Consider the following 16,988-nt stretch of genomic DNA (forward strand, 5'->3'; position numbering starts at 1 on the left):
GCCTTCGGGCCGCGGGTGGCTCCGGCCCGGTTCAGGAGGCTTCCGGCGCGTCCGCGAACGGCGCGAGCGAGTCGATCGCCGCCTGCGCGGCCTCGCCGTCGCCCAGCTCCGCGAACGCTTGGGCGGCCTCGCCTCCGACGAACCCGACGAGGATCGGTTCGCCCGTCGCGGGCGCGAGATTGACCCAGGTGCGCACGGCGGCTTCGCCGCCGACGATGTGCCAGATCTGCTCCTCGGCCGACCAGAACTGCTCGTCGAAGCGCAGCCACACCGTCTCGATCGCGCCGCTGCCCGTGCCGTCGATCGCCGCGCGGTGGTCGAACGGGAGCGGCGGGTCGAACTCCACGGACCCGTGCCGCAGCACCCCGATCGGAACCGTCAGGACGACGCGGTCGGCCGACAGCGCCTCGCCTGTGGACAGCCGCAGGCTCACGCCGTCGCGGTCGTACGCGACGCCCAGGACGGTCGTCTTCAGCGAGACGTTCAGCCCGTCGAGCTCGCGGTCGATCACCTCGCCGACGTCGCCGTCGAACGCGACGCGATCGCCGGGGATCGTCGGCGGGTACCAGGACGACAGCTGGGCCGGCTCGGCCCCCGTCGTGTCCGTGAGGTAGGCGAGCGCTGCGGCGAGCTCCGGCTCCTCCGCATCGGCTCCTGATGCGGCGAGCGCGGCCCCCAGCGATGCGTCCGACGGGGCGGACTGCGCGCCGTCGATCGCGCCGCGCACGGGGTCCATCGACGGCACGTCGACGGCGCCCTCCGCTCCGCGTGCCGCCTCGCCCTCTAGCGGCTCGGTGCCGACGCCCTCCTCCGCGAGCGCGTCGATGATGCCGTCGGCGTCAGCCGGCGCCGTCCACGCGCCGAGCGCGGGGGCGACGGGCCAGTCGTCCGCGTCGACCCTGTGCACGCGGCCGCCCGTGCGGTCGCGGCCCTCGATCACCGTCACCTCGAAGCCCGCATCCGCGAGGAACCGCGCGGCCCTCGCGCCCGCGAGCCCCGCACCGACGACGAACGCCCGTTCGCCCCGTTCCGCGACCTCGGTGACGGCGGCCGCCGCGCGCAGACCGTCGTTCGCCGCCGCGTACAGCGTGCCGATCGGGGTGCCGAGGGCGTCGCCCGCGAAGAAGACGCGGCCCTCGAGCGGCGTCGCGAGCACGGCGCGCTCGGCCTCCGCCGACCCCACCGGCACGAAGGGGCGCGCGCCGCGCGAGTGCGGGTCGGTGGTCCACGAGCTGCGGACGAAGCCAGCTGGGACCGGGACGTCCTGCGACGGCGTGGGCGAGACATCCGGTTCGGTCGGCGAAGGCGACGGCTCCGGGTCTGGCGTCGTGCACGACGCGAGCAGCAGCGCGACGGCGCCTGTCCCGGCACCGACGAGCAGCGAGCGTCGCGTGAACTCCATCGCCGGTCAGCCTATCGCCGCGCGCGTGCCGCGCACCGTTGACCGGCCGCACGGCAGTGCACCGAATGGGCAACAACTGCGACGCGCGCCTGCCGAAAGCGCAACCGTCGCCCTCAGCAAGCCGCCGGAAGGGCCACAGGTGCGACTTCCGCACCGGTGCACCGCCCACGCGGGGCGGGCGAGGCGGTCGCCCGCCGCCCGTGCGGCGATGCTGGGCGACGGGGCGACCGCGCGCGGAACAGGGACTGACGCCGGCGCCGCGCGGTGCGGACCGTGACTGTGCAGGTCATCCGGTCCGCACCTCCACTCTCGCGCGCGCCGGTTCCGGCCCGTTTTCGGTCGTGTGTCGATCGTGTGAACCCGCGGGGCCCACCGCTCCGGCGCGGGAACGGGCGGCTTCCCGACGCCGGAACCCGCAGCGGGCCGCACCCGGGCCGGCGGTCAGGTCCGCAGCGACCGCGTCAGGTCGGCGGCGGCCTGACGCACGAGCCCGCCGAGGCGCCGCTCCTCGGCGCGGTCGCGCGCGACGACGACGCCGAGCGCCGCGAGCGGCAGGCCGGGCACCTGGCCGAGCGTCGCGCCGATCGACACGCTGCCGAGCGTCATCTCCTCGCGCGCGACCGCGTAGCCGAGGGCGCGGGCGGAGTCGACGTCTGCGAGGATCCCCGGGGTGTCGATCTTCGTGAGCGTCGTCTCGCGCAGCAGCGGCTGCCGGCAGTACGCGGCGATCCACTCGTCGTCCTGCGCCGCGAGCATCGCCTTGCCCGTGCCGACGGCGTGCAGCGGGAGCCTGCCACCCATCCGGGCCAGCGTCGGGACGGAACCGCGGCCCGTGACTCGGCCCACGAACAGGGCGGCGGCGCCCTCCGGATCCGTCTGGTCGAGCACCGAGAGGTGCACGTTCTCGCCCGTCGCCTCATACAGCCGCTGCATGTGCGGCAGCGCCGTCTCGCGCAGCCGCAGCGAGAGCGGGGAGAGCTCGCCGAGCTCGAACAGCCGATCGCCGATGGCGTACCGCCGGCCCGGAACGCGCACGAGGAGGCCGAGGTCGATCATCTGCGCGGCGATCCGGTGCAGCGTCGACGGCGACAGCCCCGTCTCCTCCGCGAGCCGCGTCGCCCCGAGCTCGGGCTCGTCGGCGGTGAACGCGCCGAGGATGCGCATCGCTCGGTCGAGCACCCCGCCGTCGTCCTCCGCTCGCATCGCCCCAGGTTACGCCAGATTCCCACTGACTGGGATGACGGCGGCCGCCGGCCCCGGGCGACACCGGATGATCGGAGGCGGCAACCCGCACCGAGTCGAAGGAGACGCCATGGCCGAGCGCACCCGAGTAGCGATCGTCGGAGCAGGACCGGCAGGCCTCCTGCTGTCGCACCTGCTCGACGAAGCCGGAATCGAGTCGATCGTGATCGACAGCCGCACGCGCGAGCAGATCGAGACCACGATCCGCGCCGGCATCCTCGAGCAGGGAACCGTCGAGGTCCTCACCGAGACGGGCGCGAGCGAGCGCGTGAACACCATCGGAGACAAGCACTCGGGCATCTACCTCGGTTTCGACGACGAGCTGCACCACATCGACTTCGGCGCGCTCGTCGGCCGCAACGTCTGGCTCTACCCGCAGCACGAGGTGCTGGTCGACCTCATCGCCGCGCGCCTCGCCGCCGGCCAGGACCTGCGGTTCGGCGTCACGGCCGAGCGCGTGGAGGACGCCGAGACGGAGCGCCCGCGTGTGGTCGTGCGCGACGCGGAGGGCCGCGAGTCGGTGATCGAGGCCGACGTCGTCGTCGGCGCCGACGGCTCCCGCAGCGTCGTGAAGAAGGCCGTCACCGGCTCGCACGGCGGTTTCTTCCACGAGTGCCCGTTCGCGTGGTTCGGCATCCTCACCGAGGCGCCGCCGTCGAAGGACGAGCTGATCTACTCCAACTCCCCCGACGGCTTCGCCCTGATCAGCCAGCGCAGCCCCGAGGTGCAGCGGATGTACTTCCAGTGCGACCCTGAGACCGACCCGAGCTCCTACAGCGAGGCCCAGCTCTGGGACGAGCTGCAGCGCCGCACTCCCGCGACCGAGCTGAAGGAGGGCCCGATCTTCCAGCGCGACGTGCTGAAGTTCCGCAGCTTCGTCGCGCACCGGATGCAGGCCGGCCGGGCCGTCATCGTCGGCGACGCCGCCCACACAGTGCCTCCGACGGGCGCCAAGGGGATGAACCTCGCGGTCGCCGACGTCGTGCTGCTCGACCGCGCCATCCGGGACCTGCTGCTGCGCGGCGACGCGACGCACTTCGAGAGCTTCACGGACGAAGCACTGCGGCGCACGTGGAAGGCCCAGCAGTTCTCGTGGTGGATGACGAGCATGCTGCACCAGCAGCCGGGCGCGAGCGACTTCGAGCGCCACCGCCAGATCGCCGAGCTGCGCACCGTCACCGACAGCGAGGCCGGCCGTCGCTACCTCGCCGAGGCCTACACCGGCTGGCCCCTGCTCGGCCGCTGACCGGACCGTGCGTGCCGTATGGTGCCGATGGCCCGCCCGGGCCCACGGCGCGGCTCGGAGTGTCGCTGCGCGCACAACGCAGTCATTCCCGCTGCGGGACGGGTCGGCGCGGGCCTTGGCCGGCCGCCGGGCGCGAGAATGACTGCGTTGTGCAGCGGTGCCGACAACGGGCGTTCGGCAACTTCCCGGGAACGAGAGACTCCGGATATGCGGCGTTCATCGTGGCGTAGGGTCGGCGGGTGAGCAGCGACCGCCCGACGACCCCCACTGCGAACCACGATAACGCGCGGGGCCCGTCGATCGCTCTGCTGCTCGCGGCGATCGTCGTGGTCGGCATCAACATGCGCGTCACGATCACGGGCGTCGGGCCGCTGCTCGAGCAGATGAGCGCATCGACGGGCGACTCCGTCGCGACCCTGAGCCTGCTCACGAGCGTTCCCGTCGTGATCTGGGCGCTGGTGTCATCGTTCGCGCACACGCTGTCGCACCGCTTCGGCATGAACCGGGTCGTGCTCTGGGCGCTGCTGGTTCTGGCGGGCGGCACACTCCTCCGCTCCGTTCCCGGCCCCGAGACGTCGCTGTGGATCGGGACGGTGCTGATCGGCGTCGCTCTCGCGGTGGCGAACGTGCTGCTGCCGGCGGTCGTGAAGCGGTCGTTCGGCTCGCACGTCGCGCTCGTGACGAGCATCTACACGGCGCTCTTCGCCGGATGCGGGGCGCTCGCCTCCGGCCTCGTCGTGCCGATCTCGTATGCGGTCGAGCCCTCGGGAGGCGACATCGGGTGGCGGGTCGCCCTCGTCGCCGTCGCGGCGACGCTGCCGATCGCGATCGTCCTGTGGCTGTTGCACATGCGCCGCTTCGGCGCCGACCGAGGGCACCGCCTCGCAAAGGGCACGGCGCGCGGCCCGAGCGTCTGGGCCGACCCGGTCGCGTGGCTCGTCGGCATCTACATGGGCGTGCAGGCGATCATGTTCTACGTCATGATCACGTGGCTCGCGCCCTACGCGCGCTCGCTCGGCCACAGCGAGGTGCTCGCCGGCTACGACGTGATGATCTTCCAGATGGTGGGCGTGCTCGGCTCGATCGCCCTCCCCTTCGCGATGCGGGGCCGGATGGAGCGGTGGGTGCCCGCGATCCTGCCCCTGTTCTCGATGGCGGGCGTCGCAGGCTTGCTGCTCGCGCCATCCGGAATCTTCCTGTGGATCTCGCTCGCCGGGCTGTGCAGCGGCGGCTCGATCGCGTGCTCCCTGACGCTGATGGCGACGCGCGCCCGCGACCACCAGACCGCGTCGGCTCTGAGCGGCATGGGGCAGTCGGTCGGGTACGTGATCGCGGGCCTCGCCCCCGTCACCTTCGGCGCGATCCACAGCGCAACGGGAGGCTGGACGGCGTCGCTGCTGTTCCTCCTGGTGTTCTCGTCGATCGCGCAGTTCGTCTTCGGGCTGCTGGTCGGGCGCGACCGGTACGTGTTCGACCGGCTGCGCGCGCGGGCGGGGCGGCCGGCGGCGTAGTCAATCGGGCACCCGCACGTACATCACGACGTGCAGGTCGACGGCGTCGCTCGGCACGAGCCTGTGGTGCTCGAACTCGACGAGGCCCTCGTCGCGGTGGCGGAACGCACGCCGGCGCGAGGCGAAGCGCTGCACCTCCAATTCGGCGGAGTGCGCGCGGAATTCGGGGTTCTCCGCCATCAGGCGGTCGACGACGGCGCGGTGGTCGGGGCCCGTGAGCCGCACGCCCGCCTCCGCCCGGAACTCGGCGAGGAAGCGGCGGCTGTCGCGCTCCCAATCGGGCAGCATCTCGCGCAGCTCCGGGTCGGTGTAGACGAGCCAGAGCAGGTTCCGGTCGGCCGGGTCGACCGTCCGGATGCGCGGGTAGAGCCATTCGTAGGCCTCGTTCCACCCGAGGATCGCCCAGTCCGTCGTGACGACGAACGCCGGGAAGTCGAGCGCATCGACGAGACGCTGCAGGTGATCCGGGATCCTCTCGCGCCGGACGACGGGCGCGGTGTCGTCGCGCTCCGCGAGCCCGTAGACGTAGTCGGCCTCCGCGGCCGTGAGCCGCAGCACGCGCGCGACGGAGGCGAGCACTTGGCGGGAGACGTTGATGTCACGCCCCTGCTCGAGCCAGGTGTACCAGCTGGCGCTGACGCCCGCGAGCGTCGCGACCTCCTCTCGGCTGAGGCCCGTGTGCACGCGGCGGGGCGTCGGGGGAAGCCCCAGCGCCTGGCGCTTCGCGGCCCGCCGGCGGTCGGCGAGGAACGCCCCGAGCTCCTCGCGGCGGGGCGTGCGCGGTCGGATCATCCGGTACCCCCTCTCGCTCAGCGATAGTACTCCCAGTACCCGTACCAACCGCATCGGCGACCGTGCGAAAAGCGCCCAGGTGCCGGGCGAGAATGGCAACATGCCCTCACTCCGTTCACGCACTGTCACCCACGGCCGCAATATGGCGGGCGCCCGCGCACTGATGCGCGCTTCCGGTGTCGAAGGAAGCGACATCGGCCGCAAGCCCATCATCGCGATCGCCAACTCGTTCACCGAGTTCGTCCCCGGCCACACCCACCTCGCCCCCGTCGGCCGCATCGTCGAAGACGCCGTGCACGCCGCCGGCGGCATCGCGCGAGAGTTCAACACGATCGCCGTCGACGACGGCATCGCGATGGGCCACGACGGCATGCTGTACTCGTTGCCCTCGCGCGACCTCATCGCCGACTCGGTTGAGTACATGGTCAATGCGCACTGCGCCGACGCACTCGTGTGCATCTCGAACTGCGACAAGATCACGCCAGGCATGCTCCTGGCCGCCATGCGGCTCAACATCCCGACGGTCTTCGTCTCGGGCGGCCCCATGGAGTCCGGCCGCGCGACCCTCGTCAACGGCAACCAGCGCACGCTCGACTTGGTCGACGCGATCAGCGAGGCCGTGAACGAGAAGGTCTCGGATGAGGACATCCAGCGCATCGAGGAGGCCGCCTGCCCGACCTGCGGCTCGTGCTCCGGCATGTTCACCGCCAACTCGATGAACTGCCTCACGGAGGCGATCGGCCTGTCGCTGCCCGGCAACGGCTCGGTCCTCGCGACGCACACGGCCCGCCGCGCGCTGTACGAGAAGGCGGGCTCGCTCGTCGTCGACATCACGCGCCGCTACTACGACGAGGACGACGACTCCGTCCTCCCCCTGAACATCGCAACCCCCGAGGCGTTCGAGAACGCCATGGCGCTCGACATCGCGATGGGCGGCTCGACGAACACGATCCTGCACCTGCTCGCCGCGGCCCACGAGGCCGGCGTCGAGTTCGGCCTCGACGAGATCGACGCCGTCTCGCGCCGCGTGCCGTGCCTGGCGAAGGTCGCGCCGAACGTCGCGAACGGCCGCACCTACTACATGGAGGACGTTCACCGCGCCGGCGGCATCCCCGCGCTGCTCGGTGAGCTGCGTCGCGCCGGCCTGCTCAACGAGGACGTCCACACCGTGCACGCCAAGACGCTCGGCGCCTGGCTCGACGAGTGGGACATCCGGGGCGGCGAGGCCTCAGCCGAGGCGGAGGAGCTGTGGCACGCCGCCCCGGGCGGCGAGCGCTCGTCGAAGGCGTTCTCGCAGTCGAAGACCTGGAAGTCGCTCGACACCGACGCGGCCGGCGGCTGCATCCGCGACCTCGAGCACGCCTACTCGAAGGACGGCGGCCTCGGCGTTCTGCGCGGCAACATCGCGGTCGACGGCGCCGTCGTCAAGACCGCGGGCGTCGACGAGTCGATCTGGACCTTCTCCGGCCCCGCCGTCGTGTGCGAGTCGCAGGACGAGGCCGTGAGGCGCATCCTGGCGAAGGAGGTCGAGGAGGGCGACGTCGTCGTCATCCGGTACGAGGGCCCGAAGGGCGGCCCCGGCATGCAGGAGATGCTCTACCCGACGTCGTACCTGAAGGGCCGCGGCCTCGGCAAGGCCTGCGCCCTGATCACCGACGGCCGCTTCTCCGGCGGCACGTCGGGCCTGTCGATCGGCCACGTCTCCCCCGAGGCGGCCGCCGGCGGCGTCATCGCGCTGGTCGAGGAGGGCGACATCGTCTCGATCGACATCCCGACCCGCACGCTGCAGCTGGAGGTCTCGGACGACGAGCTGGCCCGCCGCCGCGAGGCGCTCGAGGCGAACGGCGGCTACCGCCCCAAGGAGAAGCGCCCCCGCAAGGTGACGCCCGCCCTGCGCGCCTACGCGGCGTTCGCGCAGTCGGCCGACAAGGGCGCCGTGCGCCTCGTGCCCGAGATCGACTGACGCGCCGCGCGAAGGCGCCGCGCCGGCGCGGCGCCTTCGCCGTTCCGAGGCGCGGCACAATCCACCAGCCGCGGCATTCTGCGCCCGATTCTGCCGCGGCTCGGCGATTGTGCAGTGTCTCGGCGCCCCGCCGCGGGGATCGTCCCGCGCGTCGGCGCCAAGCGATGCGAGGCGGCGCGATACTACGCTTGAGAAGTGACCATCCAGGCCGTCGACCTCGCGATCGCGGCCGCCTGCGCGCTCGTCGCAGTGCTTCTCGCCTGGCCCGTCCCGATCCGGCTCTCGCGCGCGTCGTGGCCGCCGCGCCACCCCGCCCTCGCGCTGGTGCTGTGGCAGGCGATCGCCGTCGCGGGCGGGCTCACGATGGTCGGCGCGCTCTGGCTCGTCGCCGCCGCCCTGGTGCCGCAGCACCCGTGGCTCGCCGGCATCCCGTCGCTCGCCCTCGCGGCGTACCTGTTCGGGCACCTCATCGCGGCGGTCGTCTCGTTCGAGCGGCAGAGGCGCAGGCACCTCGCGCTCGTCGAACTGCTCTCGGTGCCCGACCCCGACCGCGACCGCACGCGCGTGCTCGACGACGCGGCGCCCGTCGCCTACTGCCTGCCGCACGGTGTCGGCAGCGTGACGGTGCTCTCGCGCGGCCTGCTCGACGCCCTCGCATCGGATGAGCTGCTCGCGGTCACGGCGCACGAACGCGCGCATGTCGAGCAGCGGCACGAGGTGCTGCTCGTCGCCTTCCGCGCGTGGCGCCGGGCGCTGCCGTGGTTCCCCATGGCGGCCCGCGCCGAGAGCGAGGTCGCGGCGCTCGTCGAGATGATGGCCGACGACGTCGCCCGCCGCACGCAGCCGGATGAGGTGCTCGCCCGCGCGATCCTGCGCGTCGCCGAGACGGGCGCCCTCGGCACGGCGAACGCCGAGCGCGCCTCCTCCCGCCAGGACAGGATGCACGACCGCTTCCGCCGGCTCGCCGGCTCCTGAACGCCCAGGGGCCGGCGCCGCCCGAGGCCCCGAGATTAGGCAGATCTCCCGAGATTAGGCCGAATCGGCGGGGAACCTCCTAGGGCCGGGGCAACCTCCTACGGCCAGCGCACGGGGTTGCGCGGTTCAGCGGCCCGCGGGTGGCCGGACGCGATCGCATCGGCAGGATGCCGCGTGCGGGGCGCGCCGACGTCAGGAGGCGAGCAGGTTGCGCAGCGTCGCCTGATCCTCGGCGGAGACGCCGCCGATGAAGCGCGCGAGCACGGCGGAGCGGTCGGCGGTCTCGCCGAGCACCTCGTGCATCAGCTCGGCCATGTGCGCCTCGCGCGTGCCGACGGGCTGATAGCGGTGCGGGCGGGCCGAGCGATCGGAGGTGACGAAGCCCTTCTTGTCGAGCCGCGACAGCACGGTCAGCAGCGTGGTCGCCGCGAGGTCGCGACCCTGCGCCTCGAGCGCGTCCTTGACGTCGTACGCGGTCAGCGAGTCATCGGCGTCCCAGACGACGTCCATGACGGCGCGCTCCAGGTCTCCCAGATGTGCCATTGCCCCTCCTTCCGATCAGACCATTCTACTCGACATCGAACTACTTCTACGCATAGTCGAAGCCTGCCGTGCCGTGTCGGTTTCTCACGGCGCGCTGTGGGTGTTGACATATTTCTACACGGCGTAGAATCCCCGTGAGGTCGGCCGCTTCATCCGGGTCGACCGCCCCGACATGAGGAGGTTCCCGGCGTGGACCCGCTCGATATCGCCCGCTGGCAGTTCGGAATCACGACCGTCTACCACTTCCTGATGGTGCCGCTCACGATCGGCCTCGGCCTGATGGTCGTGATCATGCAGACCGCCTGGGTGCGCACCGGTGACGAGCGCTACCTGCGCATGACGAAGTTCTGGGGAAAGCTGTACCTCATCAACTTCATCGTCGGCGTCGCGACCGGCCTCGTGCAGGAGTTCCAGTTCGGGATGGCGTGGAGCGAGTACTCCCGCTTCGTGGGGGACGTGTTCGGCGCCCCGCTCGCGCTCGAGGGCCTTCTCGCCTTCTTCGTCGAATCGACGTTCCTCGGCATCTGGATCTTCGGATGGGGCCGCCTGCGCAAGGGCCTCCACCTCGCCGCGCTGTGGTGCGCCGTGATCGGCAGTTGGGTCTCCGCGTACTTCATCATCGTCGCGAACTCGTGGATGCAGCACCCCGTCGGCGTCGAGCTCGGCGACGACGGCAAGCCCATGATGACCGACATCTGGGCCGTGCTCGGCAACAACACCGCGATCGCCGCCTTCTTCCACACCGCTGCCGGCGCCCTGATCGTCGCGGGCATGTTCGCCCTCGGGATCAGCTGGTACCACCTGTGGCGGCGCCGGCACGACGGCATCGACACCGTCGACGCCTCCGGCCGGGTCGTCGTCGGTGCGGCCGACGGCATCCGGTCGCGCGATGAGAAGGACCACGGCGTCTGGCTCACCTCGCTGCGCTTCGGCGCGCTCGTCGCGATCGTCGGCTTCGCCGGCACGGCGCTCAGCGGGCACACCCAGGGCCAGCTGATGTTCGAGCAGCAGCCCATGAAGATGGCCTCCGCCGAGGCCGCGTGCCACACGGGATCCTCGTTCTCGATCCTGTCGCTCGGCGACCCCGGTTCCCGTGACTGCAACGACGTCATCACCCTCATCGAGATCCCCGGCCTGCTCGGCTTCCTCGCGACCGACGAGTGGGGCCACGAGATGCCCGGCATCAACGACCTCGAGCCCGAGTACCAGAACCAGTACGGCGAGACGATCCCAGATGAGGAGATCTACGGCCAGCACGCGGGAGCCGACGTGCAGTACGTGCCGCCGATGTGGGTGACCTACTGGGCCTTCCGGCTCATGATCGGGCTCGGCGCGGTCGTCGCCGGCGCCGCCGTCGTCGCCCTCTGGCTCACCCGGAGGGGCACCGTGCCTCGGTCGCCGTGGATCATGCGCCTCGCGATCCTCGGCATCGCCGCGCCGTTCGCCGGCAACATCGCCGGTTGGATCTTCACCGAGATCGGGCGCCAGCCGTTCGTCGTGGCCCCGAACCCCGACGGCACGGGAGTCGACGGCGTGTTCATGTTCACGCAGGCGGCGATGTCGCCGGGCGTGACGGCGGGCGAGCTGCTGTTCTCGACCATCTCGCTCACCGCGATCTACGCCGTGATGGGCGTCGTCGAGATCGTCCTCCTCGTGAAGTACACCCGCGGCGGGGTCGGTTCTGCCATGCCCGAACTGTCGCACGAACCGCCGACATCCGGCGGGCCGTCCGACCCATCCGGTTCATCCGGGAAAGACGACCGCGACGACGTGCTGTCGTTCGCCTACTGAGGCCGAGGAGCGATCATGGACATCCTTCCCATCGTCTGGTTCATCGCCATCGCGGCCCTCTGGGTCGGCTTCCTGGTGCTCGAGAGCTTCGACCTCGGCGTCGGCATGCGGATGCTGTTCACGCGTGACGAAGGCGAGCGCCGCACCCTGCTCAACACGATCGGCCCGGTCTGGGACGGCAACGAGGTCTGGCTGATCACGGCGGGCGCCGCGATCTTCGCCGCCTTCCCCGCCTGGTACGCGTCGCTGTTCTCGGCGCTGTACGTGCCGCTCACGATCGCCCTGCTGGCGCTCATCTCGCGCGCCGTCGCGATCGAGTTCCGCGGCAAGGTGAACACCGAGCGGTGGCGCACCGTGTGGACGTGGGCCCTCGGCCTCGGCTCGCTCGTGACGGCGTTCTGCGTCGGCGCGATGCTCGCGATCACGTCGACGGGCCTCCCGATCGACGCCAACGGCGACCGCATCGGCGGGCCGTTCGTCTGGCTCACGGTGCCCGCCGTGCTCGACGGGCTCGGTCTCGTCGGCTTCTCGCTGGTCCACAGCGCGACGTTCCTGGCGCTGAAGACCGACGGCGACATCCGGAAGCGCTCGGCGCGCTTCGCCGCGACGTGGGCGCCGCTGTTCCTGCTGCCCGCCGCCGCCTGGGCGCTGTGGGTGCAGTTCGCCGGCGGCACGGTGCTGTCGTGGGTGCTCGTCGCGCTGGCGGTCGTCGCGGCCGTCGGCGGCTGGCTCGCCGCGCGGGCCCGCCGCGAGGGCTGGGCGTTCCTCGGCTACGCGGGCTTCATCGTCTTCGGTGCCGGGGCGATCTTCGCCGGCATGTTCCCGTACGTGCTGCCCTCGACGGCCGACCCCGCCAACGGCCTCACCGTCTGGAACGCGTCGAGCGGCGACTACACGCTCGGCGTGATGACGATCGTCGCGTGCGTCGGCCTGCCCATCGTGATCGCGTACCAGGCCTGGTCGTACTGGGTGTTCCGCAAGCGCCTCACGCCCGGCATGATGCCGGAGCCGCACGACTTCCTCCCCGCGATCCTGCGCGAGAAGCGCGAGGCGTGAGGGCCGGGCTCGGATGACCCAGGAAGCACGCGGCGCGGAGGTCCCGACGGGCGGGGGCGGCGGGGCCGGTGCCGAGCGGCGCCGCACGGCGCCGGCGGGCGCCGATCCGGCCGGCACGGATGCGGTCCGGCACAATGCGGCTGCCCCTGCAGCGTCGGAGCACAGCGATCGAGCGGGCGCGGATGACGGCGCCGGGAACGATCTGCCCCCCACGGGCCTCGACGGGAGCGCCGCGGCGCCGAACGACGAGGATCGCCCGGCGCGACCGGACCTCGGGCCGGTGCCGCCCATCCGGCTGTTCGTGCTCGGGGTACTTGCGGCGCTGAAGGCACTGGGGCTCGTGCTGGTCGCCGAGGCGATCGCGCGCGGCATCGCGGGCGCAGCGTCCGGATCGATCGATGTGCTCGCCGTCGTCGCCCTCGGCATCGCCGGCGGGCTGCTGCGGGCGGGCGCCGGATGGGCGTCGCAGGTCGCCGCCCGGCGCATCGCGAGCGGCGTGAAGGCAGTCCTGCGCGCGCGGCTGTGGCGCCGCATCGCGGACGGCGGCGCGGGGCGGCACGGCGGCGTGAGCGTGCTGGCGGGCGAGGGGCTCGACGACCTCGACGACTACTACACGCAGTCGCTGCCCGCCATGATCGCGGCAGTCGCGGTGCCGGCGATCGCGGGCCTGCGCATCCTCGGCGCCGATTGGGTCAGCGCCCTCATCGTTGTGCTGACGGTGCCGCTCGTACCGGTGTTCATGATCCTGATCGGCAAGCACACGCAAGCGGCGACCGACGAGGCGACGGGCGCGCTGACGCGCCTCGCCGACCACCTCACGGAGCTCGCGCGCGGTCTGCCGGTGCTCGTCGGGCTCGGCCGCGTCGAGGATCAGACGAAGGCGCTGCAGGGGATCCAGCGCGAGTACCGCACGCGCACGATGACGACGCTGCGCACGGCCTTCATGTCGGCGCTCGCCCTCGAGCTGATCGCGACGCTGTCGGTCGCGCTCGTCGCCGTATTCCTCGGCCTGCGCCTCATGAACGGCACCGTGACGCTCGAGGCGGCGCTCGTCGCGCTCATCCTGGCGCCCGAGATCTACGGCGCCCTGCGCGAGGTCGGCACGGCGTTCCACGCGTCGCAGGCCGGCGTCGCGGCGCTCGCCCGCGTGAAGGCGCTGCTCGGGCGACCGGCCGCCCCGGATGTACGGGTCGTGATGCCCGCGACGCCGACCGACGCGGGCGCGGCGCACGGGCACCAGGTCGGCGTTTCGCTCACCGACCTGACCATCCGGTACGCGGGTCGCGGTCGCCCTGTCGTCGACCGGTTGAGCGTCGAGCTGACGGGCATCACCGCCCTGACGGGGCCGAGCGGCTGCGGGAAGTCGACAGTGCTCGCCGCGCTCGCGGGCGTGCTTCCGGATGACGCGGCCGTGACCGGCGCGATCCGGATCGACGAGTGCGGGCACAACGCAGTCGATTCGCACGCCGCGAGGGTCGACCCCTCCGCGATCCCGGGAGCGGACGCACACAGGGGGCGAGGTCCGACTGCGTTCTGCAGTGGCGATCCCGCGCGAGCTGCGTTCGGCACCGACTCCGGTCGCGGACCCGGTGTCGCCTGGGCGCCGCAGGCGCCGCACGGGTTCGCCGCGACGCCGCGCGACGAGCTCGCCCTCTACGGGGCCGGGGACCCGGATGCCGCGCTTGCGGAACTCGCGCTCGCGCACGTCGCGGACTCAGCCGTCGCCGAGATCAGCCCCGGCGAGCTGCGTCGCCTCTCCGTGGCCCGCGCGCTGGCCCAGGTCGACGCCGGCGCGACGCTGCTCGTGCTCGACGAGCCGACGGCGCACCTCGACGCCGCTTCCGCCGACCTCGTGCGGGCGGCGATCATGCGGCGGGCGGCGCGTACGACGATCGTGATCGCATCGCACGAGCCCGAGACGGTCGCTCTCGCCGACCGACGCATCGCCATCGGCGCGCCGGCGACCCCCGACGCCGCGGGCGCGGCCGGTGCCGACCCGGGAGCGCCTGAAGCACGTGCGCTGCCTGCCGCGCCGGCGAGTACGGCGGCGACCGCGGATGGAGCCGGAGTGCACCCCGACCCTGCCGCCGACTCGGATACGGCCCACCGGGCCGGCGATGCGCGTCCGGGCAGCCCCGGCGCTCCGGCCCCCGACGCCGGCGGGCTGCTCCCCCTCATACGGCCGCAGCGCTGGCGCTGGCTCGGCGCTGTCGCTCTCGGTCTCATCGCGACGGCGCTCGGGCTCTCGCTGACCGCCGTGTCGGGCTGGCTCATCGTGCGCGCGAGCGTCGAGGAGCACATCATGTACCTGATGGTCGCGATCGTCGGAGTGCGCTTCTTCGGCCTGGGCCGCTCCGTCGCCCGCTACGCCGAGCGCCTCGCGACGCACTCCGCGGCGTTCCGCGCGATCGACGGCCTGCGGGTCCGGATGTGGCGGTCGATCGCCGCCCGCGGCGCCGGCTCCCGTCGGCTGCTGGAGGGCGGGGCGCCCGTCGACTACCTCGTGACGCAGGCCGACGAGCTCCGCGACCAGCTCCCGCGGGTGTTCCCGCCGATCGCCGTCGGCGTGCTCGCGATCGTCGGCGTCACGATCACGACGTGGTTCGTCGCCCCGCAGCTCACGGCGATCGTCGGCCTCACGCTTTCGGCGGCCGCGGCGCTCGGCGCCGTGCTCGCCGTTGCGGCCGAGCGCGGCGCGGGCGCGGCGGGCGTCGCGGAGCGCGCGGCGATCGTGCGCGGCACGGCGTCCCTCGCGGCCGCGGCCGACGACCTCCGCGGCAACTCCGCGCCGGGCTCGCCCCCTGCCCCGGATGGAATTGCGCCGTTGTCGACGAACGGCGCCTCGAACGCCGACAACGGCACAGATCGGCCGGCGGATCAGGGTGCGCGCGAGGCGACGGGCACCGCTGCACCGCACCTTCCTGCCGCGAACGCACCGCGCGCGGCCCACGCCGCGGATGGAATTGCGCCGTTGTCGACGAATGGCGCCTCGAACGCCGACAGCGGCACAGATTCACACGCGAACCCGTTCGAGGAGGGGGGCGCGGGGGCGCCGGCCTCCCGCGCGCACGCCCTCGACCCGCGGAGCGCCGCGCTCGCGCGGCTCGACGCCGTGGCGGCGCGGCTCGCGCGGGCCGAACGCCGCGCGGCGCGGGGCGCCGGGCTCGGCTCCGCCATCGCGGTGCTCGCGACGTCCTTCCTCGCCGCCCTGGTCTCCCCGCTCGCATTCGCGGCGGGCGTCGGCGCCGAGCAGATCTCCGTCATCGCACTGCTGTGCCTCGCGGCGTTCGAACCCGTCGGGGCGATCGTGCAGGCGGCGCAGCGCGCACCGGGCCAGGCGGCGGCCATCCGGCGCATCGACCCGATCCTCGAGCCGGTGCCCGCCGCGCTCACGGGCGCGGGCCGCGTGACGCCGCCCGTCCGCTGCCTCGAGCTCGACGACCTCGCGGCGGCCTATCCGGCAACGACCGCATACGGCCGCGGCGAGCGCACGGGCGCACGGGTGGGCGAGACGCTCGGCGCCGACGAAACGACGCGAGATGACCGCTCGGCAGTCGGAGCCCCCACCGTCGCGTCCGCGGCGCCCGCCCCCGCCAGCGCGACCATGCCGGCCGCCGACACCGCCGAACGCATGGTCTTCCGGCACGTCTCCGCCGAAGTCGACCGCGGCGAATGGCTCGTCGTCGAGGGACCGAGCGGGTCGGGCAAGACGACGCTGCTGTCGATCCTGATGGGGTCGCTGCGCCCCGCGGCCGGCGAGGTGCGCGCGAACGGCACACCGCTGCCCGCGCTCGCCCCGGACGGCTGGCGCGAGCGCGTGGCGTGGTGCCCGCAGGAGGCCCACGTGTTCGACTCGACGCTGCGCGGCAACCTCCTGCTCGCGCGCGGGGCGGACGACGCCCCGACTGACGAGGAGATGCGGGGTGCGTTGCGCCGCGCGGGTCTCGGCACACTGCTGCTGTCGCTGGCCGATGGCCTCGCTGCCCGCGTGGGCCCCGCCGGCACGGCCCTCTCCGGCGGCGAGCGGCAGCGCCTCGCGATCGCTCGAGCCCTGCTCAGTCGCGCCGACGTGCTGCTCCTCGACGAGCCGACCGCTCACCTCGACGCCCCGACGGCCGCGGACATGATGGACGACATCCGGAGCGCGAGCGCCGACCGCATCACGGTGCTCGTCTCGCACCGCGCCGACGATCACCGCGAGGGCGACCGCACCGTCTCGCTCGCGGCGGCCGACGCGTTCACCGCAGCGAGGTGACGCCGCTGCGTGCGAGGCGATCCGGCAGAGGCGGCCGGATGCGCGCGTTCGCAGCGCACCCGCGCGACGAACGCTTGCGGTCCCCGCGCAGAAGGTTGCCGCAGCCCACAACACAGCGGTGCCGCCGACGGTCCCGGAGGACCGTCGGCGGCACCGCTGTGCGAGGGGGTGGTTTAGCGGGCGGCGGGTCGGCGACGAGCGGGGAGTCGCCG

General features: G+C 72.9%; 11 protein-coding genes. 7 read left to right on the forward strand and 4 right to left on the reverse strand.

All coding sequences use genetic code 11. The annotated features are described in order from the left end of the window. Positions 1-31: 31 nt before the first annotated feature. Together C0010_RS04745 and C0010_RS04750 are read right to left on the reverse strand one after the other, a co-directional pair. Positions 32-1,402, reverse strand: a complete 1,371-nt coding sequence (locus C0010_RS04745) for a flavin monoamine oxidase family protein (RefSeq protein ID WP_105565900.1) — start codon at positions 1,400-1,402, stop codon at positions 32-34. 441 nt (positions 1,403-1,843) lie between these two features. Continuing rightward, complete coding sequence (locus C0010_RS04750) at positions 1,844-2,605, reverse strand: IclR family transcriptional regulator (protein WP_105565901.1); 762 nt, start codon at positions 2,603-2,605, stop codon at positions 1,844-1,846. A gap of 109 nt (positions 2,606-2,714) precedes the next feature. On the opposite strand from C0010_RS04750, the gene C0010_RS04755 reads away from it, so the two are divergent. Together C0010_RS04755 and C0010_RS04760 are read left to right on the forward strand one after the other, a co-directional pair. Further along, positions 2,715-3,890, forward strand: coding sequence for a 4-hydroxybenzoate 3-monooxygenase (locus C0010_RS04755; RefSeq protein ID WP_105565902.1), 1,176 nt, complete (start codon positions 2,715-2,717; stop codon positions 3,888-3,890). A 239-nt stretch (positions 3,891-4,129) separates the two neighbouring features. After that, positions 4,130-5,401: an MFS transporter gene (locus tag C0010_RS04760; protein ID WP_232531720.1), complete on the forward strand. Its 1,272-nt coding sequence runs from the start codon at positions 4,130-4,132 to the stop codon at positions 5,399-5,401. Here C0010_RS04760 and C0010_RS04765 read toward each other — a convergent pair whose 3' ends face one another. Continuing rightward, complete coding sequence (locus C0010_RS04765) at positions 5,402-6,193, reverse strand: helix-turn-helix transcriptional regulator (RefSeq protein WP_105565903.1); 792 nt, start codon at positions 6,191-6,193, stop codon at positions 5,402-5,404. A gap of 100 nt (positions 6,194-6,293) precedes the next feature. On the opposite strand from C0010_RS04765, the gene ilvD reads away from it, so the two are divergent. Both ilvD and C0010_RS04775 read left to right on the forward strand, forming a co-directional pair. Next, positions 6,294-8,156, forward strand: coding sequence for a dihydroxy-acid dehydratase (ilvD, locus tag C0010_RS04770; protein WP_105565940.1), 1,863 nt, complete (start codon positions 6,294-6,296; stop codon positions 8,154-8,156). Positions 8,157-8,351: 195 nt separating this feature from the next. Then, positions 8,352-9,131, forward strand: coding sequence for a M56 family metallopeptidase (locus C0010_RS04775; protein ID WP_105565904.1), 780 nt, complete (start codon positions 8,352-8,354; stop codon positions 9,129-9,131). A 192-nt stretch (positions 9,132-9,323) separates the two neighbouring features. On the opposite strand, the gene C0010_RS04780 is transcribed toward C0010_RS04775, so the two are convergent. Further along, positions 9,324-9,674 (reverse strand): BlaI/MecI/CopY family transcriptional regulator, encoded by a 351-nt coding sequence (locus C0010_RS04780; RefSeq protein ID WP_105565905.1) that lies wholly within the window; start codon positions 9,672-9,674, stop codon positions 9,324-9,326. Positions 9,675-9,863: 189 nt separating this feature from the next. On the opposite strand from C0010_RS04780, the gene C0010_RS04785 reads away from it, so the two are divergent. From C0010_RS04785 to C0010_RS04795, 3 genes are read left to right on the forward strand one after another with little or no spacing between them, the layout of a single operon-like run. Continuing rightward, positions 9,864-11,465: a cytochrome ubiquinol oxidase subunit I gene (locus C0010_RS04785; RefSeq protein ID WP_105565906.1), complete on the forward strand. Its 1,602-nt coding sequence runs from the start codon at positions 9,864-9,866 to the stop codon at positions 11,463-11,465. A 15-nt stretch (positions 11,466-11,480) separates the two neighbouring features. Further along, positions 11,481-12,521, forward strand: coding sequence for a cytochrome d ubiquinol oxidase subunit II (gene cydB / locus C0010_RS04790; protein WP_105565907.1), 1,041 nt, complete (start codon positions 11,481-11,483; stop codon positions 12,519-12,521). Between the two features lie 13 nt (positions 12,522-12,534). Next, positions 12,535-16,776, forward strand: coding sequence for an ABC transporter ATP-binding protein/permease (locus C0010_RS04795; protein WP_105565908.1), 4,242 nt, complete (start codon positions 12,535-12,537; stop codon positions 16,774-16,776). Positions 16,777-16,988 lie beyond the last annotated feature (212 nt).

Source organism: Microbacterium halophytorum (assembly GCF_002970975.1).
Classification (GTDB): Bacteria; Actinomycetota; Actinomycetes; order Actinomycetales; family Microbacteriaceae; genus Microbacterium; species Microbacterium halophytorum.